Origin of the sequence: Paenibacillus sp. USHLN196 (genome assembly GCF_037144955.1) — a bacterium.
Classification (GTDB): Bacteria; Bacillota; Bacilli; order Paenibacillales; family Paenibacillaceae; genus Paenibacillus; species Paenibacillus xylanexedens_C.
The window spans coordinates 285,766-311,251 of the sequence record NZ_JBBCYH010000006.1 but is presented as its reverse complement, the minus strand read 5'-3'; the positions used below and the strand labels follow the sequence as shown (position 1 = coordinate 311,251).

General features: G+C 50.8%; 20 protein-coding genes and 1 riboswitch. All 20 genes read left to right on the top strand.

Annotated elements, in window-relative coordinates:
- A complete protein-coding gene (locus tag WFI24_RS17055) occupies positions 1-1,200 on the top strand; it encodes a Ger(x)C family spore germination protein (RefSeq protein WP_336762665.1) in 1,200 nt (399 codons plus the stop codon).
- On the top strand, positions 1,193-1,414 hold the full coding sequence (locus WFI24_RS17050; RefSeq protein WP_145324609.1) for a hypothetical protein: 222 nt from the start codon (positions 1,193-1,195) through the stop codon (positions 1,412-1,414). The genes WFI24_RS17055 and WFI24_RS17050 overlap by 8 nt, the downstream gene beginning before the upstream one ends.
- A gap of 33 nt (positions 1,415-1,447) precedes the next feature.
- Positions 1,448-2,650, top strand: a complete 1,203-nt coding sequence (locus WFI24_RS17045) for a GerAB/ArcD/ProY family transporter (RefSeq protein ID WP_336762662.1) — start codon at positions 1,448-1,450, stop codon at positions 2,648-2,650.
- Between the two features lie 130 nt (positions 2,651-2,780).
- Entirely contained in the window at positions 2,781-3,611 is an 831-nt protein-coding gene (locus tag WFI24_RS17040) for a uroporphyrinogen-III synthase (protein ID WP_336762660.1), read from the top strand.
- 208 nt (positions 3,612-3,819) lie between these two features.
- Positions 3,820-4,009: riboswitch (cobalamin riboswitch) on the top strand.
- 345 nt (positions 4,010-4,354) lie between these two features.
- Positions 4,355-6,286 carry a precorrin-3B C(17)-methyltransferase gene (gene cobJ / locus WFI24_RS17035; protein WP_336762658.1) on the top strand — a complete coding sequence of 644 codons (1,932 nt, stop codon included), beginning with the start codon at positions 4,355-4,357 and terminating at the stop codon, positions 6,284-6,286.
- Positions 6,287-6,505: 219 nt separating this feature from the next.
- On the top strand, positions 6,506-7,756 hold the full coding sequence (locus tag WFI24_RS17030) for a sirohydrochlorin chelatase (protein WP_336762656.1): 1,251 nt from the start codon (positions 6,506-6,508) through the stop codon (positions 7,754-7,756).
- A complete protein-coding gene (gene cobK, locus WFI24_RS17025; protein ID WP_336762654.1) occupies positions 7,753-8,523 on the top strand; it encodes a precorrin-6A reductase in 771 nt (256 codons plus the stop codon). Before WFI24_RS17030 ends, cobK begins: the two co-directional genes overlap by 4 nt.
- Positions 8,524-8,594: 71 nt before the next feature.
- Positions 8,595-9,242, top strand: a complete 648-nt coding sequence (locus WFI24_RS17020) for a precorrin-8X methylmutase (RefSeq protein WP_062836865.1) — start codon at positions 8,595-8,597, stop codon at positions 9,240-9,242.
- 941 nt (positions 9,243-10,183) lie between these two features.
- Complete coding sequence (locus tag WFI24_RS17015) at positions 10,184-11,320, top strand: cobalt-precorrin-5B (C(1))-methyltransferase (RefSeq protein ID WP_336762651.1); 1,137 nt, start codon at positions 10,184-10,186, stop codon at positions 11,318-11,320.
- Positions 11,283-12,563, top strand: a complete 1,281-nt coding sequence (gene cbiE, locus WFI24_RS17010) for a precorrin-6y C5,15-methyltransferase (decarboxylating) subunit CbiE (RefSeq protein WP_336762649.1) — start codon at positions 11,283-11,285, stop codon at positions 12,561-12,563. Before WFI24_RS17015 ends, cbiE begins: the two co-directional genes overlap by 38 nt.
- A 32-nt stretch (positions 12,564-12,595) precedes the next feature.
- Positions 12,596-13,312 (top strand): precorrin-2 C(20)-methyltransferase, encoded by a 717-nt coding sequence (gene cobI / locus WFI24_RS17005; RefSeq protein ID WP_336762647.1) that lies wholly within the window; start codon positions 12,596-12,598, stop codon positions 13,310-13,312.
- A complete protein-coding gene (gene cobM / locus WFI24_RS17000; protein ID WP_145324589.1) occupies positions 13,309-14,106 on the top strand; it encodes a precorrin-4 C(11)-methyltransferase in 798 nt (265 codons plus the stop codon). Before cobI ends, cobM begins: the two co-directional genes overlap by 4 nt.
- The gene (locus WFI24_RS16995) at positions 14,099-15,187 is read left to right on the top strand and encodes a cobalt-precorrin 5A hydrolase (protein WP_336762645.1); all 1,089 of its coding nucleotides are present in this window, start codon (positions 14,099-14,101) and stop codon (positions 15,185-15,187) included. Before cobM ends, WFI24_RS16995 begins: the two co-directional genes overlap by 8 nt.
- A 137-nt stretch (positions 15,188-15,324) precedes the next feature.
- Complete coding sequence (locus WFI24_RS16990; protein WP_336762644.1) at positions 15,325-16,839, top strand: cobyrinate a,c-diamide synthase; 1,515 nt, start codon at positions 15,325-15,327, stop codon at positions 16,837-16,839.
- A 153-nt stretch (positions 16,840-16,992) separates the two neighbouring features.
- Positions 16,993-17,715 carry an SDR family oxidoreductase gene (locus tag WFI24_RS16985; protein ID WP_336762643.1) on the top strand — a complete coding sequence of 241 codons (723 nt, stop codon included), beginning with the start codon at positions 16,993-16,995 and terminating at the stop codon, positions 17,713-17,715.
- A 42-nt stretch (positions 17,716-17,757) separates the two neighbouring features.
- Positions 17,758-18,396 carry a ThuA domain-containing protein gene (locus WFI24_RS16980; RefSeq protein ID WP_145324581.1) on the top strand — a complete coding sequence of 213 codons (639 nt, stop codon included), beginning with the start codon at positions 17,758-17,760 and terminating at the stop codon, positions 18,394-18,396.
- Between the two features lie 72 nt (positions 18,397-18,468).
- On the top strand, positions 18,469-18,849 hold the full coding sequence (locus WFI24_RS16975; RefSeq protein WP_091036091.1) for a phasin family protein: 381 nt from the start codon (positions 18,469-18,471) through the stop codon (positions 18,847-18,849).
- A complete protein-coding gene (locus tag WFI24_RS16970) occupies positions 18,850-20,520 on the top strand; it encodes an ABC1 kinase family protein (RefSeq protein ID WP_237177321.1) in 1,671 nt (556 codons plus the stop codon). It abuts the gene before it with no gap.
- Between the two features lie 742 nt (positions 20,521-21,262).
- The gene (locus WFI24_RS16965; RefSeq protein ID WP_442956232.1) at positions 21,263-22,750 is read left to right on the top strand and encodes a SulP family inorganic anion transporter; all 1,488 of its coding nucleotides are present in this window, start codon (positions 21,263-21,265) and stop codon (positions 22,748-22,750) included.
- A 755-nt stretch (positions 22,751-23,505) separates the two neighbouring features.
- Complete coding sequence (locus tag WFI24_RS16960) at positions 23,506-25,113, top strand: DEAD/DEAH box helicase (protein ID WP_336762637.1); 1,608 nt, start codon at positions 23,506-23,508, stop codon at positions 25,111-25,113.
- The last annotated feature ends 373 nt before the right edge of the window (positions 25,114-25,486 follow it).

The window sequence follows — 25,486 nt, the reverse complement described above, 5'->3', positions numbered from 1 at the left end:
ATGCAATTTATGTATAAATACCGGGCAGTTATAGCTCTCTTGTTATGTACCTCTCTCATTTCAGGTTGCTGGGATCGAGAGGAAATAAACGATGTTGCCTTTGTAATTGGTGTCGCTATGGATAAGGAGGAACAAAACTACAGATCCAGTCTGCAGATTGCTCTTCCAGGACAATCTGGTTCTTCGGGTAGTGAAGGAGGAGGAGGAGGCACAAGTGGTGATAAATCCTGGTTCATATTGTCCAATACAGCCAAAACCTTTCACGGAACATCTCTAGAAGGGCAAAAGGCGCTCTCACGCAAAATATATTACGCTCATCGGCGTACTCTGCTAATCGGTGAGGATTTGGCGAGGGAGGGCGTTGCCCCTATGCTGGATTTGATGACACGTTATCCGCTCAATCGTTTCTCAGCGTTGCCGGTTGTGACAAGAGGAGAAGCATATAAGGTCATGGATACTGATGCACCTATAGAAAAATTTCCATCTGAGATGGTACGGGAATTGTGTTTTTTAAATATGCGAAATCCCCGCTCGCTCAAGACGTTTATAGATTCCATTCTTAGCGAAGGCGTAGATCCTTTTCTGCCCATAGCTTCGGTTGTTGACACTGTGCCCAAGAACTGGAAGGACCCCAAAACGAACATCAAGATGGATGGATTGGCCATTTTCAAGAAAGACAAGCTGGTAGGCATGATCGATAAAGCACCGGCAGATGCACTGATTCTGGCCATGGGTGAGGCCAATGCACCAGAGGTTATGGTCGAGGCTCCAGGGGGAGAAGGAGATATATTCATTAAACTGAACGAGAACAATTCTTCGCTGCATCCCAGTGTCAAGAATGACAAGGTTAAGGTGAGCATTCAAATGTACGCCAAGGGAGTTATTGTCGATAACGAATCGAATTACGGTGACCGGCGGGAGGATGAGATATTAAAGTTAAATGACGCCATCCACAAGAAAATAAAGTCAGATATTGAGGAAGGCATCCGATTGGTTCAGCAGAAGTATCATGCCGATATTCTTGGAATCGGTCGATCTATCCATCAGCACCTGCCGGCGGAATGGGACAAGATGAAGGATCGATGGGAAGTCATTTATCCTGAAGTTGAGGTAACCGTTATTCCCCATGTCATTATTGAAAATGTAGGAGTAATCAATAAACCGATCGGTGTCGTGGAGGAGGAGGTCGTACATGATTAAACCGCTTTTGTTTACCTATCTGGGCATGGCAATTGTGGTCATCTTGATGGATTTCAGACATATGAAGCAGGCAGCAGCCATTAATCGCTGGATATCCTATGGTCTGATTGCATTGGGAACGGTCATTTGGTTCTATGTCACTCACTTGAGTAAAACGGTTTTTGTCACGGTATGGATAAGCCACGTTATTCAGCGATTTTTACCTTTACCATAGATTGCAGATTAACTGACGGAAAGGAGGTATTGTATGAATCAGAGTGTGACCCATCGGCAGATTGTGCTGCTCGTGCTGATACTCAGTATTACAGGTACGCTGATTCAGCCCCACGCTCAGGCCATTTTCTACGCGGAGCAGCATGCTTATCTCTCGTATGTGCCCGTTGTTTTTGTGATGATAGTATCTCTATGGTTAATAAGTCGGGTCCAGCGACGATTTCCCAATCAGGATCTGTTCGAATCCATTGTTCAGCGATTCCCGTTTTTGGGGAGAGTAATGGGATTTCTGTACATTTTATTTTTTTTCTTTGTGTTTGCAAGAGATATCCGACTATCAGGTGACTATATAAGTATAACGCTACTGGAGAACACACCCATTTCCATCATTGTATTATCTCTGGTGGTCATGGGCGTCTTTATCGTTCGAGGGGGACTCGGTTCCTTAATCGGAATGGCGGAATTGTATGTTATGCTGTTTCTGCTGATCTCGTTGATTATACCTTTCATGCTTATTCAGCAGGTAAATATGGATAATCTCATGCCATATTTTCATGTTGATGTTGCAGGAGTAGGCAAAGGGAGTTGGTACATATTTTCTTTTTATGGAGAGATGATTGCATTGCCATTTGTAGTCAAAGGAAGCGATTTTCGTTTCAAGTCGGTTCTATGGGGAATTATCATCTCTGCACTCCTAATGATGCTTATCCTTGTGGAGACGATAACTTCGATCGGAGTCCCTATTGCTTCCAGACTGGTATACCCATCCTATGAGCTGGCAAGGCAGCTGCAAATCAGTGATTTTCTGGACCGGTTTGACCTTGCGCTGGCAGCAGCAACCATGCCGACCATGATCACGAAGATTGCATTTGATCTATACTTTGTCTGCTGGGGACTGAAGCGGATGATTCCGAAAGTGTCGGGAAAGATGATGACAGGCCCGGTGGCCTTGGTTGGATTCGTATGTGCTTTCTGGTTCTTCCGAAACGCGATTCAGCTCAATCGTTTTACCCGGGAATGGACATGGATTGCCATTGTTTTTGAAGCACTGTTCCCTCTCGTGCTGTTTCTTTTCCTTCGTCCTCGCAAAAAGGATACAGATGAATCTTCCGAACAGAAATTCGGAGAGCAATCCAAGCGAGAAAAGCAGGAAAAGGAGCAGAAATCGGCTGATTCAGGAAAGGATGGGGAGAAGAGACGGAAGGATTCCCATGGTGGGGAGCTCCAGCCTTCCTGATACATTCCATCAAAAATCGTTATAGATGAAACGGCCAAAAGAGGGGAAGCGCAGTTTCCCTTCGCAGAAGTACCCTGTATACTGTAGTCAGACTGATGAACATTCGGCTGAACTAACGGGGGGAACATGAATGGCTCAACATTTGGCAGGTGTACGTGTAGCATTGACAGGACCACGAAAGTCGAAAGAGATGTCCTTACTGGTTGAAAAAATGGGTGGCATTCCGCTTGTGCGACCGGCACAGGGAACGGTATTTCTGGATGATCGGAATATCAGGGATGGTCTGGTATCCTGGATCTCGGACCCACCAGACTGGGCGGTATTGACCACTGGCATGGGTCTGGACGCGTTATTTGAAATGGCTGAGGATATGGAAGTTGCGGGAAAATTACTGGATGCACTGTCGGAATCCTCAATTGCGGCCAGAGGATACAAGACGGTGAATGCACTGAGAAAGCGCAAGTTAACGCCGCTAGTACGGGATGACGATGGCAGCACCGACGGGCTCATTCGTGAATTCGCCCCACATGATCTCGCAGGGAAAAAGGTGATGTTGCAGCTTCATGGAGAGACAGCTCCCAAACTCGTTGCATGGTTAGAGGAACAAGGAGCAATCGTGCGCCAAGTGCTTCCTTACCGCCATGTACCACCGGAAGAGGCTGAACTGGAACAGCTTTTGAATGAGATTGTACAGTACGAGATAGATGCTGTTGCTTTCACAAGTGGACCACAGGTTAGATTTCTGACGCAATATGCGGCATCGCAGAATAAGCTCGAATCGATGCTGGAAGCTTTCAGACAAGGTGTAATCCCTGCGTCTGTAGGTAAAGTGACGGCGAATTCGATGCGAGAAGAAGGCATTGAGGCGCTGGTGATTCCGGAGGAAGAGAAGATGGGCGCACTCATCGTTGAACTCGGGCGTTACTTCGCAGCGGGACATGCGGACAAGATCCGCAAATAGCAGCAAAAACAGTCGAGCAATGAGTATAAACGAATTCAATCCTTCGGCAGTTTGATGATTCAAAACGAGTGGTATATGCATATGTTATTCCGGGTTCTGATCTGATTTTTGGATCAGGACTTTTTTCTGTTTTGTCTGAAAATAGAAGAAGAGACAAGTATCATAAGCATGGACATTATTTCCTGAGCGGTGTTATTATGAAGACAATATTGATGAAAACAAGCAAGGTGCTCTTGCGTAAAGCAAGAGGTAACAGGGAATCGGGTGAAAGTCCCGAGCGGTCCCGCCACTGTAATGGTGAAGCCCTTTTTGATCCAAGTCACTCGCATAGCCGGGGAAGACAGAAAAGGAAGCTGATGATCCAGAGCCAGGAGACCTACCTTGCATGTGTCACCGAACCCTTCGCGGAAAGGAATGGTGTACGAAGAATCAGGAATTGGGCGAACGAGCGGTTCGCCCGGCTGGCCCCCTTGGGCCACATAGTCACAGGATTCCCTCTGGGAGTCTGGGACTGTGTTCTTGAGTGTACGTACATGCGTATCCCATCCGTTATAAGGATGGGATTTTTTTGTTTTCCATGAAAGTGATGCCCCTACGATCTCCAGTGTTGGAAGGATAGAAGCAGAGGAATAATTTAACAGAGCTGGAAATTGAACACGCTTAACAGTTGGGGAGAAGGTCGGCATAGCCGTCCTTCTTCACTGTTTAATCCGTACGACAAGTGTGATGAAGGAGGAGAAGCAATGCAAGGTCAAGGCAAGCTGCTAATTATCGGGTTCGGTCCGGGGGCGATGGAACACATCACGAAGCGGGCACTCGAAGCACTTCAGGAGAGTGAGGTTATTATCGGATACAACACGTACGTGGATCTTATCCGACCTCTGTTGAAAGGGCAAGCAATTGTGCGCACGGGCATGACGGAGGAAGTAAGTCGCGCGCAAGAAGCGGTCCGGCAGGCAGAGATGGGCAAGATCGTTGCTGTAATCTCCAGTGGTGATGCAGGTGTATATGGCATGGCGGGTCTGGTATACGAGGTGCTTATGGAGCAAGGCTGGAAGCCGGATACAGGTGTTGCTGTTGAGGTCATTCCAGGTGTGTCGGCCATTCAGTCTTGTGCTTCACTTCTTGGTGCCCCCGTCATGCATGATGCATGTACGATTAGCCTGAGTGATCACCTCACGCCGTGGGAGACCATTATTCGCCGGGTCGAAGCCGCAGCATCAGCTGATTTTGTCATTGCTTTGTACAATCCACGCAGTGGACGACGCACACGCCAGATCGTGGAGACACAGGAAATGATCCTGCGTTATCGTGACCCACAGACCCCGGTAGGTCTGGTGAAGAGTGCATATCGTGAGCGTCAGGACGTTGTCATGACCACACTGGAGGATATGCTGAATCATGATATCGGCATGCTGACGACGGTGATTATCGGCAACTCCTCGACCATGATGTACGAAGGACTCATGGTCACCCCGCGCGGGTATCAGCGGAAATATACGCTGAACACCGCGGAACAGTCGCTCAGACCTCATGAGCGACTTCGCACGGAAGCCGAGCCATGGTCGCTCGGCGCAAGGGAAGCCCGCGCTGCCGCCTCCGGCGAGGCAGCGGGCGAGAGCGCGGCCAGCGATGCATCGGCCGCGCAACCACAGGCGGAGCCAGCCCTTCGCGGCGCAAGCACCGGAGCGGGCACGGCTCCGCAAGGGCAGCCGCCCGCTGGCGCCGGGGCTGCTGCCGCTATGCCTGCGGCAAGCCCGGCCGGCAGCGCTGGCACCGCCGTGCTTGCCGTCGAGCGACCTGCATTCGCGGCGGCAGAGGCCGCTCCGCGCACAGTCGCAGAAGCGCCACGCGCCGGCGCAGCTGCACTCGCCGCCGAGGCGCTGACGCGGCTCGCGGCAGGGGGAGCGCTCGCGAGTGAATCGGCGAGCCGCTGGCTGGACGCAGCAGCGCCGAGCCACACGGCAAGTGCGCCGCAGGCTGCGACCGCAACGGCGGTACGCACCGCGCCCGAGCCTGGGCGCAAGGCACCGCTGTTCGAAGTCGGCGTGTCGCCCGGCGTGGGCAACAAGAAATTCACTGCCGCCCAGATGGCGCTGCTGGCGCAGTGTGCAAGTGAAGACGGCGAACTGGAGTACACGCCGGAACACCAGATCATTTTGAGAGTGCCGACTTTTGAACCTGAATCGCTGGTAGAAGAGCTGCGTGCAGCGAATTTTATCGTTGTACCGATTGGAGATGTCATCAAGGTAAAGGCCTGTGACTTCTGCAACATGGAGAAGGATGATGCTGTCCCGATGGCAAACCATCTGCAGGCGGTGATCGGCGGACTGGGTGCACCCAAAGAAACGAGTGTGGCACTGAATGGCTGCGGCATGGCATGTTATGGGGCAGTGCTGGAGGATATCGGCATCGTGTATCGCAAAGGTGCATATGACCTATTCCTCGGCGGTAAGAAGTTCGGACGCAATGCTCACCCTGCACAGCCCGTAGCGGAGGGAATTCCGGGTGACCAGATTGGTGGGATTGTGGAGCGCATTGTGGCAGATTACAAGGAAAAAGGCCATCCGAACGAGCGATTCCACAAATTCTTTAAGCGGGTTGGCGTGATTCAGGGCTTCCGCCATGTGGATGCACCGGTCACTGTGGAAGTAAACCCGATATGCGGTGACTAAATCTTAATTAAGTCCTTGATTAAGTCCTTGACTGAATCGCCTCCTTCGGGGAGACGTGATGGTGTAGCTTGTCAGGACGTATCTAATATTTCGCAATATTCGCTGGATTTCAGCTGACATAGATGGATTGATGTTTCGAGTAATGTATCGAATGGAATGCCAGAAGAATGAATATGAAAAGCCTGATCTGTGGGTCAGGCGGGGGAGGAATAACAGAAGATGGATGCAATATTGTTGGTGGGACACGGGAGTCGTGACCCCGAGGGGAACCGGGAACTGAAGGAGTTTGCAAGTGAGGTAGCAGCGAAGGCACCGGAGAATACGTTGGTGGAGACCTGTTTTCTGGAGTTAACCAGACCGAGTATTGCTGAAGGCGTTACCGCTTGTGTGGATCGTGGGGCAACACGTGTCGTGTTGGTGCCGATCATTCTGTTTGCTGCCGGTCATGCCAAGATTGATATTCCTAATGCCATTGATCGTGCCAAGGCACGTTATCCGCAGGTGGAATTCGTATATGGTCGTCCTATCGGTGTTCATGAGAAAGTCGTTCAAATTATGCAGACCCGTCTGCAAGAGGCACAACCTGTACTCGTGGCATCCCAAGGCGGAACAGCGGTAGCAGCTCCACCTGCTCCAGTGACGGATGAGGAGACCGCAGTATTGGTGCTTGGACGGGGAAGCAGTGATCCGGATGCCAATAGTGACTTTTTCAAAATGACCCGGATGTTGTGGGAGAAACTGCCTTACAAGTGGACGGAAAGCAGCTTTATTGGCGTGACTCAGCCCTCATTCCCGGATGGATTAGAGCGCTGTCTATTGCTGGGTGCGAAGAAAATTATTATCATGCCTTATTTCCTGTTTACAGGCGTACTGATCAAGCGCATTGATGAAATGACTGCGGAATTTGCAGCGGCACATCCAGACATTCAGGTCGAGGTTGGCGGATATTTCGGATTTCACCCGAAGCTGGTTGAACTTGTACTGGAGCGGGCCCATGAGGGGTTATACGGACGCGTAACAGCCAACTGTGACAACTGCCAGTTCAGACTTGAAGCAGCCAAACACCATCACCACCATCATGATCACGACCATGGGCATGACCACGATCATCACCATGATCACGACCACGACCATGATCACCATCATCACGATCACGAGCATAGTCACGATCACCATCATGAACACAGCCATGCGCACAACCACGATCATTCGGATCATGATCACTCGCATCATCCTGATGAGCATGACCATCAGCACGTACATACACACGAGGATCACCCGCATATGCATGACCACGATCATGATCACACTCATGCTGCCGTCGATCGTCAAGCATCACTCGATTATCATCATGATCATGATGAAGAGTTGCATCATACGCATCACGAGCACGAAGGAACCGTACAGGAAGATGCTTCTCCCGATCAGGCTGAGGTTGCAGCAACTTCAGAGCAGGTGAATCGTCCATGATCTTCATGTTGTGTGGTACGAGTGATGCAAGGGAACTAGCTTTACAGATTCAGCAGCAAGGAACAGACGTGCTGACTTCCGTTGTAACCGACAGTGCGGCGCATAGCCTAACAGAAGCCGGATTACCCGTTCGTACAGGCCGTTTGACGGTGGAGGCAATGGTGGAACTGGTGCGTGAAAAAGGTAGCCGTGCCATCGTGGATGCAAGTCACCCATTTGCCGAAGAAGCACATGCCAATGCCATGGAAGCAGCGAAACAGGCGGGGATTCCATACATTCGTTATGAACGGACAGGCCTGGCATACGATGATCATGCGTTACTTCATGTTGTATCTTCCTACGATGAAGCGGCACTCAAGGCCAAAGAGCTGAAGGGCTCCGTCATGCTCACCACAGGTAGCAAAACGTTGCAGATCTTCACCAAGCACCTGCTCGGTGATCCGGACATTCGTCTCGTTGCCCGCATGCTCCCACGTCTCGACAATATGGAGAAATGCGGTGAGCTTGGCGTGGAACAGCGCAATATTATTGCGATGCAGGGACCTTTTTCCCGTGAAATGAATGAAGCCTTGTACAAGCACTATGCGACGACTGTAATGGTTACCAAGGAGAGCGGCAAGACCGGAGCAGTGGATGAGAAAATCCAGTCTGCACTGGAGCTGGGCATTCACGTTGTGCTGATTTCACGCCCCGAGGCTGAATTTGGGACGGTGTTTGATCATTTTGAAGGTGTACTGGATGAGCTGAAGCGCGTATTGGTGCAGTAGAACACCCCGATAGTCTTAATTTGAATAACGAATATTTGAATGACACCACTACTTGAAGGAGTGAAACGCATATGGATTTCAAAACGGAATTTAAACCGTTGACCGTACAACCACAGGAGATTGAGGGCAAAAGCTTTGAGATGATCACGGAGGAACTGGGTGAGCATCCTTTCACGGATGAGCAATATCCCGTGGTACAGCGTGTTATTCACGCCTCGGCTGACTTCGAACTGGGCCGTAGCATGGTGTTCCACCCGGATGCCATTCAAGCAGGAATTGCAGCGCTCCGCGCCGGACAATCTGTCATTGCTGACGTACAGATGATCCAAGCTGGCGTAAGCAAGGATCGCATTCGCGGTTTCGGCGGAGATGTGCATGTACATATTTCGGATCCAGATGTGATGGAGGAAGCCAAGCGCTTGAACACTACTCGGGCAATTATCTCGACGCGTAAAGCAAATCAATTGTACGAAGGTGGAATTTACGCCATTGGTAACGCACCAACAGCACTGCTGGAACTGATCCGTCTGGTCAAAGAAGGGGAAGCCAAACCAGGCCTGATCATCGGTATGCCAGTAGGATTCGTATCCGCAGCAGAATCCAAAGACGAGCTGCGTAAACTCGACATCCCGTTTATCACCAACATCGGCCGTAAAGGCGGAAGCACCATCGTCGTAGCGGCTCTGAACGCCATCTCCCTGATGGCAGTAAAAGCTTAATCTTTAAGTAACCGCCCATAGGGTATTGGCCAGCGTTAACGAACCGTATAGATCTTATATTGTGGATTATCATCCATTTCATATTTTAACGAACCTAAGTAACGCTATTCCGGTGAAAAACGCCAAAAAGCGTTGGAAACATCACCTTTGTAATGAAATAACGTCTCTACGATTCGTTACAATTTTCGTTTGTAGTATTTGGCCCCAATAGCGTCTCCTCGGTTCGTAAAAAGGTAGATGTCATCGAAAAGGCATACATCCATGTTCGCATGACTGAAACGAATTTCATGGGTAAGCTTGGTTCACCGTTATAAGGTGGTTAATCCCCAAGTATCGCTCATCTGCAAAAATGAATAGCAGAAGCACAAGCACAAAACCGCGTAACTACATTCCATGCCATCTCCTAGTGGCATGGAATGATAAGTTACCCAAATAAACCTCAGGGCATTGTTTAGCCCATGAAGTGGCATTAAGCACTGTGCCAGGTGGAGGCAGACGCAGGTAGGAACGAGGGGACAATCGCGATCATAAAAATGATCCGGCCCCGGGGTGGTCCACCAAAGAGGTGAGTTTCCAGATAACCGCAACACCGCGTAACTACATTCCATGCCAAGTCCTACTGGCGTGGAATGATCAGTTACCCAAAACAAACCTCAGGGCATGTTTAGCCCAAGAGGTTGCACTGCGTACTGTGCCAGGTGGAGGCAGAAGCAGGTAGCAGCGAAGGGGACGGAATCGATTCTGAAGAAGCGGAGCGGTCGCCTTTGTCTCCAGATTTCTCCCTTTAGAAAAGGGAATCAAAGAAATCTGGAGACAACAGCGATCATAAGAACGATCCGTACCCGTAGCGTCCACCCAAGCGCCCAAAGCCCCACCCACGTACGCAGCGTAATGCCACCTCATTTAAACTAGCTAATTAAAGGACGGGAGGTTCAAAACCCATGGTAGGCGGCAATACCCCAGACCCCGACAAACCAATGCGTTCCGGTTTCACCACAGGAGCGTGCGCGACAGCCGTTGCCAAGGGAGCCACGCAACTCCTGTTAACAGGTGTTACGCCGGCACAGGCCGTGGTTTCATTGCCTGCGGGCTTTGACCACTCGTTCGAACTGATCGAGCAGGAACTGACCGATGGCGTAGCGACCTGTGCCACCATCAAGGACGCGGGGGATGACCCGGACGCCACGCATCGGGCGAAGATCATCGCGCATGTGTCGTGGCGAGACGAGCCTGGCATGGAGCTGGATGGGGGAATCGGCGTAGGCCGAGTCACGAAGCCCGGACTGCCCGTGCCTGTAGGCGAAGCGGCAATCAACCCCGTTCCACGCCGCATGATTACCGAAGCGGTTACCCAGGTGCTTGCCGAACATGGCACAGCCAGAGGGGTGCGGGTCGTGATCAGCGTGCCGGAAGGCGAAGAGATCGCCAAGAAGACCCTGAATTCACGGCTCGGCATTCTGGGCGGCATCTCTATTTTAGGTACACGCGGCGTGGTCGTTCCGTTCTCCACCTCTGCCTACAGAGCGAGTGTAGTACAAGCTATTTCCGTTGCTCAGGCATCGGGCTGTGAACATATTGTGCTGACGACGGGCGGTAGTAGTGAGAAATACGCGATGAAGATGATGCCGGAGCTGCCGGAGGAAGCTTTTATCCAGATGGGTGACTTTGTCGGGTTCGCTATCAAACACGGTAAAAGACTGGGCATGAAACGCATCAGTCTGGTCGGAATGCCAGGCAAATTTGCCAAAGTAGCTCAAGGCGTCATGATGGTGCACTCCAAGAGTGCGCCGGTGGATTTTGGATTCCTTGCGTCTGTGGCCCGCGAGACCGGAGCTGGAGACGAACTGGCGCAAGCGATTGAGGAAGCCAACACGGCGACTCAGGTAGCAGATATGATGACTGAAGCGGGGTACTTGCCCTATTTTGAAAAGTTATGTACATATGCTTGCCAGCACTGTTTGGAACATGCGGGAGGCGGCGTAACCGTGGAAGTGATATTGGTTACGATGAAAGGAATGGAACTGGGGAGGGCGGAAATCAGTGAACTCGAAGACAGCAACTGGAGCAAAGAATCGTAGAATCCGCATTATCGGCGTGGGTGAAGAAGGCGCGGCAGGATTGACAACAGATAGCCTGAATCTCATTCAGGAGGCAGATGTACTTGTGGGCGGAGAGCGTCAGCTGCACTATTTCCCGGCATTTGCGGGTGAGAAGTTAGCGATCAAGAGTGGTTTAAGCGATCTGGTTGTGAAAATAAAAGCCTTGCAGGCCACACACAACGTCGTTGTGCTTGCCTCGGGAGACCCGCTGTTCTACGGCATCGCCGGGTATTTAGTGCGCAAATTAGGCCCGGATCAATTGGAGATCCGGCCTAATCTCAGTTCGCTGCAGCTGGCATTTGCCCAGCTTGGCGAGAGCTGGCACGATGCTGTGCTCGAAAGCGTGCACGGACGCCCGCTCAAGGGCCTCGCACAGCGCATCGATGGCAAAGCCAAAATTGCGCTGCTCACGGACGAGCACAACAGCCCCGCTGCGATCGGGGCATATCTGCAACAGTTCGGCATGACCGAGTATGATGCCTACGTTGCCGAGAACCTGGGCGGGGCAGACGAGCGTGCCCGCCATTACACCCTGGACGAGCTGGCGGCAGCAGAATGCAGTCCGCTGAACGTCGTGATTTTGCTGCGCCGCAAGGATGCACCTGCGCCGCGCCGGGGATTCGGTTTTGCCGACGAGGAATTCCATCAGCGCAAACCGGAGAAAGGCCTGATCACCAAGCGCGAGGTCCGCGCATTCAGCTTGGCTGAACTGCGACTTGGCGTGGATAGCATTGTGTGGGATATCGGTGCTGGCTCTGGCTCGGTGGCGGTAGAATGCACGCGGCTCGCGCCGCAGGGACAAGTCTTCGCCATCGAAAAAAATGAAGGTGACCTCGTGAACATCGAGGCCAACCGGATCCAATTCCGGACAGACTTCACCGTCCTTCATGCCAAAGCACCAGCAGGGCTGGACGAACTACCGAATCCGGATGCGGTGTTTATTGGCGGCAGCGGCGGCGAACTCGCGCAGCTGATCGCCTTGTGTGCGTCCCGGCTACGCCCAGAGGGACGCATCGTGGTGAATGCAGCGACCATCGAGACGCTGCATGACAGTATGAAGGCCATGCGCGAAGCAGGCTTGGACGCATCCGTGACGTTACTTCAGACGGCGCGCAGCAAGCCGATCCTGAACATGACCCGTTTTGACGGATTGAATCCGATTTACGTAATCACAGGACAGCACGGAATAACAGAGGAAGCGGAAGCTGGAGCGGCAGAATGACTTTTCAAGGACAGGACAAGGGGGAAAACAACATGAGTACGGCAGCAGTAGGTACGCTGTATGGCGTGGGTGTCGGGCCGGGAGACCCGGAACTGATTACCGTGAAGGCATATCGGATGATTCGGGAATGTCCAGTGGTCGCTTATCCGAAGAAGCGCAAAGGCGGCAAATCATATGCCCATGAGATCGTGGAACTGTACGTGAACCCGGAAGAGAAAGAGATGCTCGGCCTGATCTTCCCGATGACCAAGGATCCGGTTGTGCTTGAACGTGAGTGGGGCAAGACCGTTGAAGCATGCTGGGGTGCGCTCAAGGAAGGCAAGAATGTGGCCTTTGTAACCGAGGGTGACCCGAACTTGTACAGCACATTTATTCATCTGGCCCGGCTGATGCGAGAGCTGCATCCTGAAGTGCCGATTAGTTCAGTTCCAGGTATCTCATCCGTGTTGGGTGCAGCGGCAGCGCTGGATATCCATCTGGCAGACGGAGACGAGCAGGTGGGCATTATTCCGGCTACGGCAGATAAAGAAGCGATGAGGCAGGCGATCGAGCATCACGATACGATTGTATTTATCAAAGTGGCGAAGGTGCTTGATCCGATGCTTGAATTGCTGGACGAGATGGGACTCGGCGGCAAAGCTTCGGTCGTTACCAAAGTCACTTCTCCATATGAATTGGTCTGGCGTGATGCCCGTGAACTAAAAGGGCAGGAGCTGGAATATCTAAGCCTGATGGTGGTGAGCAAATGAAGACATTGGAAGCGAAAGTCTACATTGTAGGTGCAGGCCCGGGTGACCCGGAACTGATTACCGTGAAAGGTTCGAACATTTTAAAGAGTGCGGATATGGTGCTGTATACAGATTCACTCGTGAACGATGAATTGATTGCTACCGCGAAACCCGAAGCAGAAGTGCTGCAAAGCTCTGGTATGGATCTGGAGCGTCAGGTCGAGCTGATGTGTGAAGCCACTCGTGCGGGTCGCAGTGTAGCTCGTGTGCACACGGGTGATCCGGCGATGTACGGCGCAATTCTGGAACAAATGGTACTGCTGAAACAGCAGGGTGTAGAATATGAGATCATTCCGGGTGTAAGCTCGGTCTTTGCTTCAGCAGCTGCGCTGGGAGCTGAATTGACTGTACCGGAACTCACTCAGACCGTAATTCTGACGCGTGCAGAAGGGCGCACACCTGTGCCTGAGCGGGAGAAGCTGCGTGATCTGGCATCCCATCACTGTACGGTGGCGCTCTTCCTGAGTGCGACTTTGGCGAAAAAAGTCGTGGTTGAATTCCTCGCCGCAGGCTGGAGCGAAGATACACCGGTGGCAGTGGTGCAGCGGGCGACATGGCCTGATCAGAAGATTGTACGGACTACGCTTGCCAATCTGGCAGCAGATCTGCGTGCCGCAGGCATTACAATGCATGCCATGATTCTGGCGGGCTGGGCACTTGATCCCGACCTCGTGAACCGAGATGCCCACCGTTCCAAGCTGTACGATAAATCTTTCACCCACGGCTATCGCAAGGGAGTGAAGTCCGGTGAGTAATCCGTTTGCAGCCGTTGCCATCACGAAGCATGGCGTGGAGATGGTGCGTAATCTGGCGGGGCAGTTCCAGGGTACGGACGTGTATTATATGAGCAAGTTTGCTCGTGGGGATGAAGAACAGTTGGGTTATGAGCTGTTCGAAGGCTCGGTGAAGCTGATTTTGCCTGATTTGTTCAAACGATATAATGGCATTATTCTATTCATCTCTTTGGGTGCGGTTGTGCGTATGATCGCTCCGATTCTGGTGGACAAAAAAGTCGATCCCGCCGTGCTGGTCATTGATGACCGCGGTGAGAACGTCATCAGCGTGCTGTCTGGTCACCTTGGGGGCGCGAATGAGTTGACTCGTCAGGTCGCAGAGGTGCTTGGCGCACGCGCGGTCATTACGACGGCTTCAGACGTGCAAGGCACCATTCCGGTAGATATGTTTGGCCGGGAGCTGGGTTGGATCGTGGATAGCTTCGACAAGGCGACACCTGTCAGTGCTGCTGTTGTGAACGAAGAGCCTGTAGCTCTCATTCAGGAGACAGGGGAGCGGAACTGGTGGAAATATAACAAACCTGTACCGGATCATATTCGCGTCTTCAACAGCCTGGAGGAAACAGAATCATTCCCGTTCAACGCTGCGCTGGTCGTCAGTGACCGCTTGCTTTCGGCAGAAGAAGAGGAACGTTTTCTCACCAATGGTGTATTGTATCGTCCGAAAAGCCTCGTGCTTGGCATGGGCTGCAATCGCGGCACATCTGTGGAGGAATTGGAGCAGGAAGTCCTCGCCACCTTGGAGGAGTTATCCCTCTCCGTGAAGAGCGTGCGCAACATTGCCACGATTGATCTGAAAAAGGATGAAGAGGGCTTGTTGGCCCTATGCGCTAAATACGGGTGGGAGCTGGTGACCTACACCCCTGCGGAGCTGAATACGGTGAAGCTTGCGAATCCTTCCGAGACGGTATTCAAATATACTGGAGCATATGGCGTAAGTGAACCTGCGGCGTTGCTCTCTTCGGGAGCTAATCATTGGTTGCTGGAGAAGAAAAAGAGCGGCAATCTGACGATCTCCGTAGCACGGATTTCATTTGAGTAGAGATATGCATGAAGTGAATCTACTTTACACAGGTACTGCGATGACAGAATAACCTTCCGATCACTAGTGTGTATTAATCTTAACCGCATCGGTATATGATGCGGTTTTGTTATCTCGAAGAAAAGGTGGAATTGACGATGACCATTGCAAATCGTAACGCCAGACCCCGACTGATCATTGCAGGCACCGGAAGTGGTGCAGGGAAAACGACAGTAACCTTGGGGCTGATGAGAGCACTCGCCCAGCGTGGTTTGAGTGTACAAGGGTTCAAATGTGGCCCTGATTATATTGATCCGACATATCATACCGCCGTTACCGGCAGGCCATCACGCAATCTGGATGCATGGATGACTTCACCTGAGTATGTAAAGGATACGTTCGAGAAGGCCTCGGCTGGACATGATATATCCATTATCGAAGGCGTTATGGGCCTCTACGATGGCAAAGATCCGCTTAGCAATACAGGCTCGACTGCAGAGATTGCTCTGGTCACGCAGACCCCTGTGATCCTGGTCGTGGATGTACGCAGCATGGCTCGCAGTGCGGCCGCGATTGTTCTTGGTTTTCAACAGCTGGAGCCTGAATTACATATTGCCGGAGTGATCGTCAACCGTTGTGGAAGTGTGGGTCATTACACCATTGTGAAAAAAGCCATTGAGCAGATGTGCGGCATTCCGGTGGTTGGTTGGCTGAAGCGGGATGAAGACATGTCCATCCCCGAGAGACATCTGGGACTGGTGCCTGCCATTGAGCGCGGTGAACTGGAACCGTTATTTCAGCGGGCTGCCGATGTGTTAATGGAAGGCACTGATCTGGATCTTCTGCTGGAGCTCGCAGCAAGCGCCCCGCCGCTTCAACAAGAAAAAGGGAGTCTTGCCGCTACTACCCACACGGATTCGGCTAATGCTGAATCAGGCTCGAATTACGATTCACAATTCGATTCAGTGATCCACGTTAATAATCGACATGTATCATATGGAGTACAGCCTGTCATTGCCGTTGCGCGTGATGCGGCGTTTAATTTCTATTATCCCGATAATCTGGAATTGCTCGAAGCGGCCGGGGCTCGATTACAATACTTCAGTCCGCTCGCTGGCGAAGGCATTCCAACGGATGTGGATGGCGTCTATTTGGGCGGCGGATTTCCAGAGGAATTTGCAGCAGTGATTGCAGGAAACATGGGTTTCCTAGGAGGACTTCGTGAAGCAGCGCGTTCGAACATGCCTTTATTCGCAGAATGTGGTGGCTACATGGTACTCGGGGAAACGTTGACCGACCGAGAGGGCGTTACTTTCGAGATGGCGGGCATTATCCCCGCACAGGTGCAGATGCAGAAGAAGCGAGCTGCACTTGGTTACCGTGAAGCGAGTGCGGTTGAGGATTCCTTTTTGCTCAAAAAGGGTGAAGTACTTCGGGGTCATGAATTTCATTACTCCACAATGACCTATCGTGAAGAAGAAACGATTCCTTATGCGTATGAGACCAAGGGGTTGCGTGGCTTGAAGCAAGAAGGGTATGCTGCCGGCAACATCGTGGCGGGGTACACGCACGTTCATCTGGGCTCTTACCCGGCAGCCGCTCGAAGATGGGTGGAACATTGTTTAGCCTATCGGCAGGAGCGATATGGGTCAGGAATAATAGCAGAGCAATAAACCGCTCAATTCAATAAGCAGAATGGCTCTAATCTCGCTTTTACCTCATGAGTCTTTGGTCGTGAAGTTGGGGAACCCCATTCTGAATTAAAGGTTTTCAGATGAATATGTGGAATGAGTTAAAGACAGAATCATTGGCGAGGGAGGGACAATATGATGAGAACCGTATGTGTAACGGGTGCTGCCCGGGGGTTGGGACTCGCTCTGACAGCACAGATGCTGAAGAGAGGTTATCTCGTGTATGCGGCCGGTCTGGATGTGGAAGATTCCGAGGGGATTCGTGTGCTTGCAGAAGCATACCCTGATCATCTGCGGGCGATCGAACTGGATATTGCGGACGACCTGTCGGTAGCTCTGTTCACGGAGACATTGAAGCTAGGTACGAATCATCTGGATATGCTGATCAATAATGCGGCTATACTAGGAAGTATTACGGATCATATCCGCGGGCCGTTGAATATGGCGGAGATGGCTGAAGTATTTAATGTAAATACTCTTGGCACACTGCGTGTGACTCATTCTCTGTTACCCCTTCTTCTTCAAGGTCAGACCAAGCTGATTGTTGATATCTCTTCCGAGGCTGGAAGTATGGAGCAATGCAGTCGGGATGGATGGTTTGCCTATTGCATGTCCAAAGCTGCTTTGAACATGCAGGCATGTCTTGTGCACAATGGTCTGAAGGATGAAGGCGGACAAGTGATGCTTGTGCATCCCGGTTGGGTACAGAGTTATATGCGGGGAGAATTGGATGCTTCTGCGGATCTCACGCCCGAGCAATCTGCACAGCATATCGCAGTACTTATCGACCGCCATGAGCAGTTTAAAGGAGATCAGCCCGCATATGTGGACTACAAGGGAGACACACTTCCCTGGTAGTGGTTGTATACAGTGAGGTGAACAAGAAAGGAGATTGATTGAATGGATCATCGTAAAAAAGCATTACTACTTGGCGATTATACGCATCCGGATTGGCACCCGCTTCAAGGTGTGGATGCAGAGATTAGCCGAATTTTCCATGATACTATGACTGTTCAGTGCAGTGAGAATCGGAATATGCTGCTGCAAGAAAATATAACCGGGTTTGATGTATGTATCTCATACATGGACGATTGGAAGGGGAAAGTCTCTCCACAGCAGACAGCAGGTTTGTTGTCCTATGTAAGTAATGGAGGTGGGCTGGTCATTATACATAACGGCATTTCGCTCCAAAATCGTTATGAACTCAAACAGATGATCGGTGCCAAGTTCCTGCATCATCCGGCTTATGCACCGCTTGAATTCACTGTAACGGCCGAAAGCCATCCAGTGACGGAGGGTATTTCGAATTTCACAATGGAAGAAGAACCTTATCAGTTCGAGTTTGGTTCTTTTGCCGAAACGAAGATTTTGCTGGAATATCAATCCGAAGAAGGACCGAAGCCTGCGGTTTGGGCACATCGATATGGTATTGGACGTATTGTTTATCTGATGCCAGGTCATCATGTGCCGTCTTTTGCGCACGAAACGTACCGTAAATTACTCCTGCAAGCAGGCAAATGGGCTGCGCGTTACGTCTGATCGGACGGACATCTTTGCATGCAGAGTATAAGGGGTATAATATAAAGATCAACGAAGAGGAGGATGACAAAAATGAGCGATTTGTTCAAAAAGGCGATCTCGTTAGGGCTTGGTCTTACTGTCGTAAGCAAAGAAAAAATTGAGAAAACCGTGGATGATTTGGTCAAGCGCGGGGAACTTGCGCCCGGTGAATCCAAAGCTTTGGTTGAACGTCTGCTGGAACGGGGCGATGAAGAGCAGGGTCAGTTCAAGAGAATGATTCAGGAACAGGTCAAGCGAGTGCTTCAGGAAGCTGGTGTGGCATCCGAAAGTGATGTAACCAGTCTGGAACAGCGCGTTGCTGTCCTGGAGAAAAAACTTGCCGAACTGGGCCAATCACCACAACTCCAACCTGATGAATCCCCGGCTCCACTTGAAGTTCCTCCTCCTCTCAAAGGAAACGAGATCGAGTAGATGGCAGTGCGAATCAAACATGTCGGCAGATACCGTGAAATTGCCATGGCGCTAGTGCGTCATGGCTTCGGTTATATGGTCGAGGAGCTGGGTTTGTTCCAGCTGCTGGCTCTGCCCAGACGGTGGATGTCACGTGAAGCACATACCACCAAAACGCTGAGTGAACGCATCAGGCTTGTGCTGCAGGAGCTGGGGCCAGCTTTCGTCAAGCTGGGGCAACTCGCAAGCACAAGGGCAGATCTATTGCCTGAGTCTGTCATTCGCGAGCTGGTGAAGTTGCAGGATCAGGTCCCACCGTTCTCTTCCGAGACGGCACGGGGTATTTTGGAACAGGAATTGGATACACCGCTGGAGGAGATCTTTTCCCGGTTCGAGGATACCCCTGTAGCTGCGGCCAGCATTGGACAGGTGCATCTGGGCAAACTTCGAAGCGGTGAGTCGGTAGCCATCAAGATTCAGCGGCCGGGTATATCGCGTATTGTGCAGCGTGACCTGGATATCTTGCGTGAACTGACAGCCATGGCGGAGAAACGCTGGGACTGGGTGAAGCAATATCAGATTCCGCAAATGGTAGAAGAATATGCTCAGGCACTGATGGCTGAACTGGATTATACGGTTGAAGGCCGAAATACGGAAAAGATTGCACAGCAATACCAACAGGACAACAAGGTCAAAATCCCGACAATTTACTGGGATCAGACTTCATCACGTGTACTCACGATGGAGTATATCGAAGGCATTAAACTCAATGATCGTGAAGAACTGGTGAGACGCGGCCATGATCTGAATAACATTGCCGAGCGGTTGGTGGATTCATTATTGAATCAGATCTTTATTCAGGGATTCTTTCACGCTGACCCACATCCGGGCAATCTGATGGTATTAAAGGATGGACGTCTTGCTTTTATAGACTTCGGTATGGTGGGCAGTCTGAGTGATGAGATGAAACAACAGCTCGCTTCGCTTATTATTGGGTTAATGCGCAAAGATACGGACAGTATGATCCGGGCAATTGAGAAATTGGGCATGATGCCAGATGACATGGACCTGCGTGGACTTCATGTGGATTTGGACAAGTTGCGTACCAAATATTACGATATTCCCTTTTCCAAGATCAGTGTGGGTCAGGCGTTGAATGACTTGTTCGGCGTAGCCCAGAGGCACCGTGTGGTAATGCCTGCCGATATTCTGCTGCTCGGCAAATCGTTGCTGACAATGGAAGGTGTCATCGAACATCTCGATCCTTCCCTGAGCATCGTAGATATGGCCGAGCCCTTTGGCCGGAAGCTGATCAAGGAACGTTTTAGCGCAGGAAGAATCAAGAATCGGTTGTTCCGTAGTGCAGCTGATATGGCTGAGAGTGTCATTGGTCTACCGGGGCAGTTAAGGCAGTTATCATCCATTATTAGCAAAGGCAAGCTGAGGCTGGAGATCAGTGTTCCTGAACTGGATGCACTCATGCGCAGAATGGACCAGATCAGCAATCGGCTATCTTTCAGTATTGTGTTACTCGCTTTTTGTATCATCATGGTGGGCTTGATTATAGGTTCGTCGATCAGTCATCAGTCCACGATGCTGTGGGATATTCCGGTCATTGAGATTGGTTTCCTGGTGGCGATTCTGATGGTGGCTTTCCTGCTCTATTCGATATTCAAATCGGGAAGGTTCTAGCAACAGCATGACATCACAAGAATACCCGTAAAGAGACTTTCTCCAAAGGATCTTTGCGGGTTATATTTGTAGTATTTTGCATAATTCCGATAGATGAAAGGGGATAAATTGTTTTGAAAAAGATGTTCAGCAACCTTGTTCTAACGTTTCTAACCGGAATTCTCGCATATTATGTAGTAGCACGGACTCAAACCCTAAATGCGATATGGGTCAGTCTAATAGCCACTGGCATTGTGGCTATGTTCTATCTGCTAGCGTTTTGGATGAAGAGAAGTCGACAAACTAAAAACTAGAGTTGGTACGGCAATAGCTTTTGCATATTTGTATGTGAATAGAGCATTGATGAGTAAATTATAGAAATATTAAGATAATAGAAGAAAAGGTTCTATTTTTTCGCCTTAACTGTATTAGTACATATCCGCTCCTGTGACTATAATAATAGGTCAGTACATTAACGGACCCGGTTTTTCTGAGAGGGGAAAACCTATTGGCATCAGGATCAGCTCCTGATGTGTCGCACGAGTAAGACAACTGAAGGCAGTAATGGAATATCAGCGGTACACACTGGAACGGAAAAGACGTGAGTGCTCATTAACCCGTCAAGGTTATACAGATGGTTAATGATGCAATTCAGGCAAGAGCATAGGTGAATGATACGGAGAGGGATCCGTTGTTTTGTGCTGTCCTGGGTAGTTGGTTAGTGGTGTACGGATTCCGTTTCCCTTCAGTAGGATTGTCCAATATGAGGGATACACGTAGGAGGAACGGCAAAGAACTTATGAATACGTTAAAACAACAATGGTTTGGCAACATTCGCGGAGATGTGCTGGCAGGCATTACGGTAGCGCTGGCGTTAATTCCGGAAGCCATTGCGTTCTCCATCATTGCAGGTGTTGATCCGATGGTCGGGTTGTATGCTTCGATTACGATTGCAATTGTGATCTCGATTGCAGGTGGAAGACCCGGTATGATCTCGGCAGCAACAGGAGCCATGGCGGTACTGATGGTTGGACTCGTCAAGGATTATGGGGTGGAATATCTTTTTGCAGCAACGATATTGACGGGAATTATTCAGTTTATTTTGGGTATTTTCAAGGTGGGGCGATTCATTACGTTTGTGCCTCATTCGGTACTGACCGGATTCGTGAACGCACTGGCTATACTAATCTTTATGGCGCAGTTAACCCATTTCACGGGAGCGAATTGGATCATGTATGCGATGGTGGCAGGTACGCTGGCGATCGTCTATATTTTGCCAAGGTTTTTCAAAGCCGCACCGGCTCCGCTGATTGCCATTATCGTGATGACGATCATTACGGCGATGTTAAATCTGGATGTGAGGACTGTCGGCGATATGGGGAACCTGACCAGTACATTGCCGATGTTCCACTTGCCTAATATTGCATGGACTTGGGACACGCTGATGATTCTGCTGCCCTATTCATTCACTCTGGCACTCGTCGGCTTGCTGGAATCTCTCCTGACCGCTACCATTGTGGATGAGATGACGGAGACCAAGAGCAGTAAAAACCGCGAAGTACGCGGTCAGGGGATTGCCAACTTCATTAACGGTTTGTTCGGTGGTATGGCGGGCTGTGCCATGATTGGGCAATCGGTGATTAATGTGAAGTCGGGCGGACGCGGAAGATTATCCACGTTTACCGCAGGTGCGTTTCTCGCGATCCTGTTGTTGCTGCTCAGCGGAGTGGTGAAACAGGTGCCGATGGGTGCGCTCGTCGGTGTAATGTTTATGGTGTGTATCGGAACATTCGACTGGAGTTCCATCAAAAATATTGCCCGTGTGCCGCGGGCGGAAGCCTTTGTCATGATCGTGACGGTGGCAATTGTGGTCTATACCCACGATCTGTCGATCGGGGTCATGGTCGGCGTTGTGCTCAGTGTGTTGCATTTTGGCTGGAAACAGACCAAGATTCGCGTACAGGCGAGCCAGGAACAAGGGCACAAAGTATATCGGGTTCACGGCCCGTTCTTCTTCGGTTCTTCGTCCCGGTTTGTGGATGAGTTTGATGCAGAAGCCGATCCGAAGGAGATTACGATTGATTTCGGAGGGTCGCATATCTGGGACAATACTGCGGTTGTGGCTATTGGCAAAGTGAAGTTCAAATACGCGAAGCTGGGCAAAACCGTGCACCTGCGCGGGTTGAACGAAGAGAGCACTCGCATTCTTGAACGGAGTGGGTTTGCCACAGCCGGAGGGCACGGTTCTTAACTTGGTTGGAACGAAGTAAACAACGAATAGATAACATAGAAAGATACCTTGTAATCAGCGGCGCACTTTTTCCGGATTTAATCGGGGAGAAGGCGTCGCTGTTTTTATTATAGTTTGAGGTGTGCACTGCTTAGCAGTAGTTCTTGTTCTAGTTGATGATGATCTTGTTGTAGCTGTAGCTCATGTAATTGTGCTGAAGCTTGTGCCTTCTCTGATTGTATGTAGGGTTCTAACGAAGCTGGCACATCTTAAATGGGGTTATTTCATGTTTTCGTTATTCTAACGAATCTCAGACATCTTATTTTGCTTATTTCGCCAATAATGAAGCCGTTCCGCGGATGTTTCCGAGTAATAAGGTGGCTGGAGTTCGTTAGAAATTCCATACGGCTCTAATTGACGGAATAAGGTGTCCTGGATTTGTTAAAGATTAGTGGTTCGAGGGAGTTTCATCGTGAGAGTTAAAAGGCAGCTCCTAGAGTACGTTACAAAACCTTCCTCAAACTCACTTGGTTGAGACAAGTCACGCTAATCTCGAGATTTTGTGCTACAAGTTAGGGTGTAACGCTGTATCCCCTTTTGTTTTGCTTGACTAACGTGTAAACTACAGGGTATGGAGAAGAAGAGCAACGAGTGGATTGCTTTTTAAAAAATTCATTTCATAATCATGATTGATATAAGGAAAGCTAGTCTTGATTGCAGATACTGAAGTCTTTATGAAATGGACTTATCTAAATGAATATACAGAGGTGTAACGATTGGCAAACTTTGAACAACTGGGCATTCGCCCGGAATGGTGTGAGATCCTGAAACATCAGGGCATCACCGTGCCGACTCCGGTACAGGAGCGTTCGATTCCGGTACTGCTGGGTGGACGCGATATTATCGCCGAGGCACAGACAGGCACAGGGAAAACGCTGGCATTTTTGCTGCCGATTATTCAGAAAATTAACGTATCCGACCGTTCGCCGCAAGCGCTGATTATCGCGCCTACGCGTGAGCTTGCGCTGCAAATTACGGAAGAAGCGAAGAAGCTCACTGCTAACGACGATAAACTGCACGTGCTTGCCGTATACGGCGGGCAGGATGTGGACAAGCAACTGCGTAAATTGCAGAACGGTACCCAAATCGTTATTGGTACACCAGGGCGTCTTCTGGATCACCTGCGCCGTGGCACGTTGAAGCTTGATAATGTGAAAAAACTGGTGCTGGATGAAGCCGACCAAATGCTGCACATGGGCTTCCTGGACGATGTGGAAACGATTCTTAGTGAGCTTCCACACAGACGTCAGACCATGCTGTTCTCAGCAACAATGCCGAAGGGCATTCGCAACCTGGCGAAGACCTACATGAAAGATCCGGAAGATGTGAAGGTATCTTCCCAATCTGTTATCCCGATCAAACAAATTCGCCAGCAAGTGCTGGAATGCACGGATCGTGGTAAATTAGAAGCACTTCGCGGCATGATTGATACGTATCGCCCATACTTGGCGATCATTTTCTGTCGGACCAAGCGTCGTGCATCCAAGCTGAACCAAGATCTGCGTGAAGCAGGTTATGCAAGTGATGAACTTCATGGAGATCTGTCCCAATCCAAGCGTGAGAACGTGATGAAAGCGTTCCGCGATGCCAAACTGCAAGTGCTGGTTGCTACAGATGTAGCTGCACGTGGACTTGATGTAGAAGGCGTCACGCATGTATTTAACTACGATATGCCGCATGATGCGGAAAGTTATATCCACCGGATTGGTCGTACAGGCCGTGCAGGCGGTACGGGTCTTGCTGTAACGTTTGCAACAGAGCACGACAGACCAGAGCTTGCACGAATTGAACAAGGTATCGACCAGAAGCTGTCCCGCATCCAGTGGACGAGTGAAGGCCCAATTGCTTCGACTGGAGCAGCTAGACGTTCCATAAACAGCCAGGGAGATGACGAACGTTCAGGCGGACGCTCTTCCGGGACAGGCAGTGCCCGTCGCGGTGCAGGCCGTAACGATCGCAGAGATGGCGGACGTGGGGGGCGTGGTTCCCGCGGCGGCGAAGGCGGTCGCAGTGAAGGTGGACGCAGTGGTGGGCGTAGCGGTGGCCGCAGCAGCGACAGCAGTCGCGGTGCAGCAGGCCAAGGTGGACGCGGTGCGGGTCGCAGTGGCGACGAGCGTAGCGCAGGTCGTGGTTCCGCGCGCAGCAGCGACAGCAATCGCGGTGCAGCGGGTCAAGGCGGACGCGGTGCAGCTAGCAGCGGCTGGGCTGGCCGTAGCGCCGACAAGCGCAGCTCCGGGCGCAGCAGCGAAGGCTCTCGCCGTCCGGAATCCGCAGGACGCGGACCGGCGAAGGGTGACCGTCGCGATTCTCGTCGCGGACGGTAAAGATTTCGGTGCAAGCGGCGATGCAGCCGCAATTGCACCACACCATGCCATGCCACAGAGATTGGCATGGCGAATAGCATGAGAGGGTTCCGGTACAGATGTACCGAACCCTCGGAACAAGGGTTGCGACGGAAGCACGTCGCGGCCCTTTTTTCTCCAGAATAGAATATGGTTACTGCTTATTGCTCTGCCATAAACTTCAAAACACCTCATCCTAGACCTAAGGATGGGGTGTTTTTGGATTAATTCTTATATCATTAGAATCATAACATTCGATACCTGTTGCCGATGTGCATGCAGGGGTGGTTGAAATTGCATTCGTCTATATACACGGAGTGAGTTTGCACTAAACTACGTTTTTCATTCCCAATAT

Coding starts and splice junctions, on each gene's coding strand:
- WFI24_RS17055 (WP_336762665.1), top strand. CDS start 1: ATGCAATTTATGTATAAATACCGGGCAGTTATAGCTCTCTTGTTATGT.
- WFI24_RS17050 (WP_145324609.1), top strand. CDS start 1,193: ATGATTAAACCGCTTTTGTTTACCTATCTGGGCATGGCAATTGTGGTC.
- WFI24_RS17045 (WP_336762662.1), top strand. CDS start 1,448: ATGAATCAGAGTGTGACCCATCGGCAGATTGTGCTGCTCGTGCTGATA.
- WFI24_RS17040 (WP_336762660.1), top strand. CDS start 2,781: ATGGCTCAACATTTGGCAGGTGTACGTGTAGCATTGACAGGACCACGA.
- cobJ (WP_336762658.1), top strand. CDS start 4,355: ATGCAAGGTCAAGGCAAGCTGCTAATTATCGGGTTCGGTCCGGGGGCG.
- WFI24_RS17030 (WP_336762656.1), top strand. CDS start 6,506: ATGGATGCAATATTGTTGGTGGGACACGGGAGTCGTGACCCCGAGGGG.
- cobK (WP_336762654.1), top strand. CDS start 7,753: ATGATCTTCATGTTGTGTGGTACGAGTGATGCAAGGGAACTAGCTTTA.
- WFI24_RS17020 (WP_062836865.1), top strand. CDS start 8,595: ATGGATTTCAAAACGGAATTTAAACCGTTGACCGTACAACCACAGGAG.
- WFI24_RS17015 (WP_336762651.1), top strand. CDS start 10,184: ATGGTAGGCGGCAATACCCCAGACCCCGACAAACCAATGCGTTCCGGT.
- cobI (WP_336762647.1), top strand. CDS start 12,596: ATGAGTACGGCAGCAGTAGGTACGCTGTATGGCGTGGGTGTCGGGCCG.
- cobM (WP_145324589.1), top strand. CDS start 13,309: ATGAAGACATTGGAAGCGAAAGTCTACATTGTAGGTGCAGGCCCGGGT.
- WFI24_RS16990 (WP_336762644.1), top strand. CDS start 15,325: ATGACCATTGCAAATCGTAACGCCAGACCCCGACTGATCATTGCAGGC.
- WFI24_RS16985 (WP_336762643.1), top strand. CDS start 16,993: ATGATGAGAACCGTATGTGTAACGGGTGCTGCCCGGGGGTTGGGACTC.
- WFI24_RS16980 (WP_145324581.1), top strand. CDS start 17,758: ATGGATCATCGTAAAAAAGCATTACTACTTGGCGATTATACGCATCCG.
- WFI24_RS16975 (WP_091036091.1), top strand. CDS start 18,469: ATGAGCGATTTGTTCAAAAAGGCGATCTCGTTAGGGCTTGGTCTTACT.
- WFI24_RS16970 (WP_237177321.1), top strand. CDS start 18,850: ATGGCAGTGCGAATCAAACATGTCGGCAGATACCGTGAAATTGCCATG.
- WFI24_RS16965 (WP_442956232.1), top strand. CDS start 21,263: ATGAGGGATACACGTAGGAGGAACGGCAAAGAACTTATGAATACGTTA.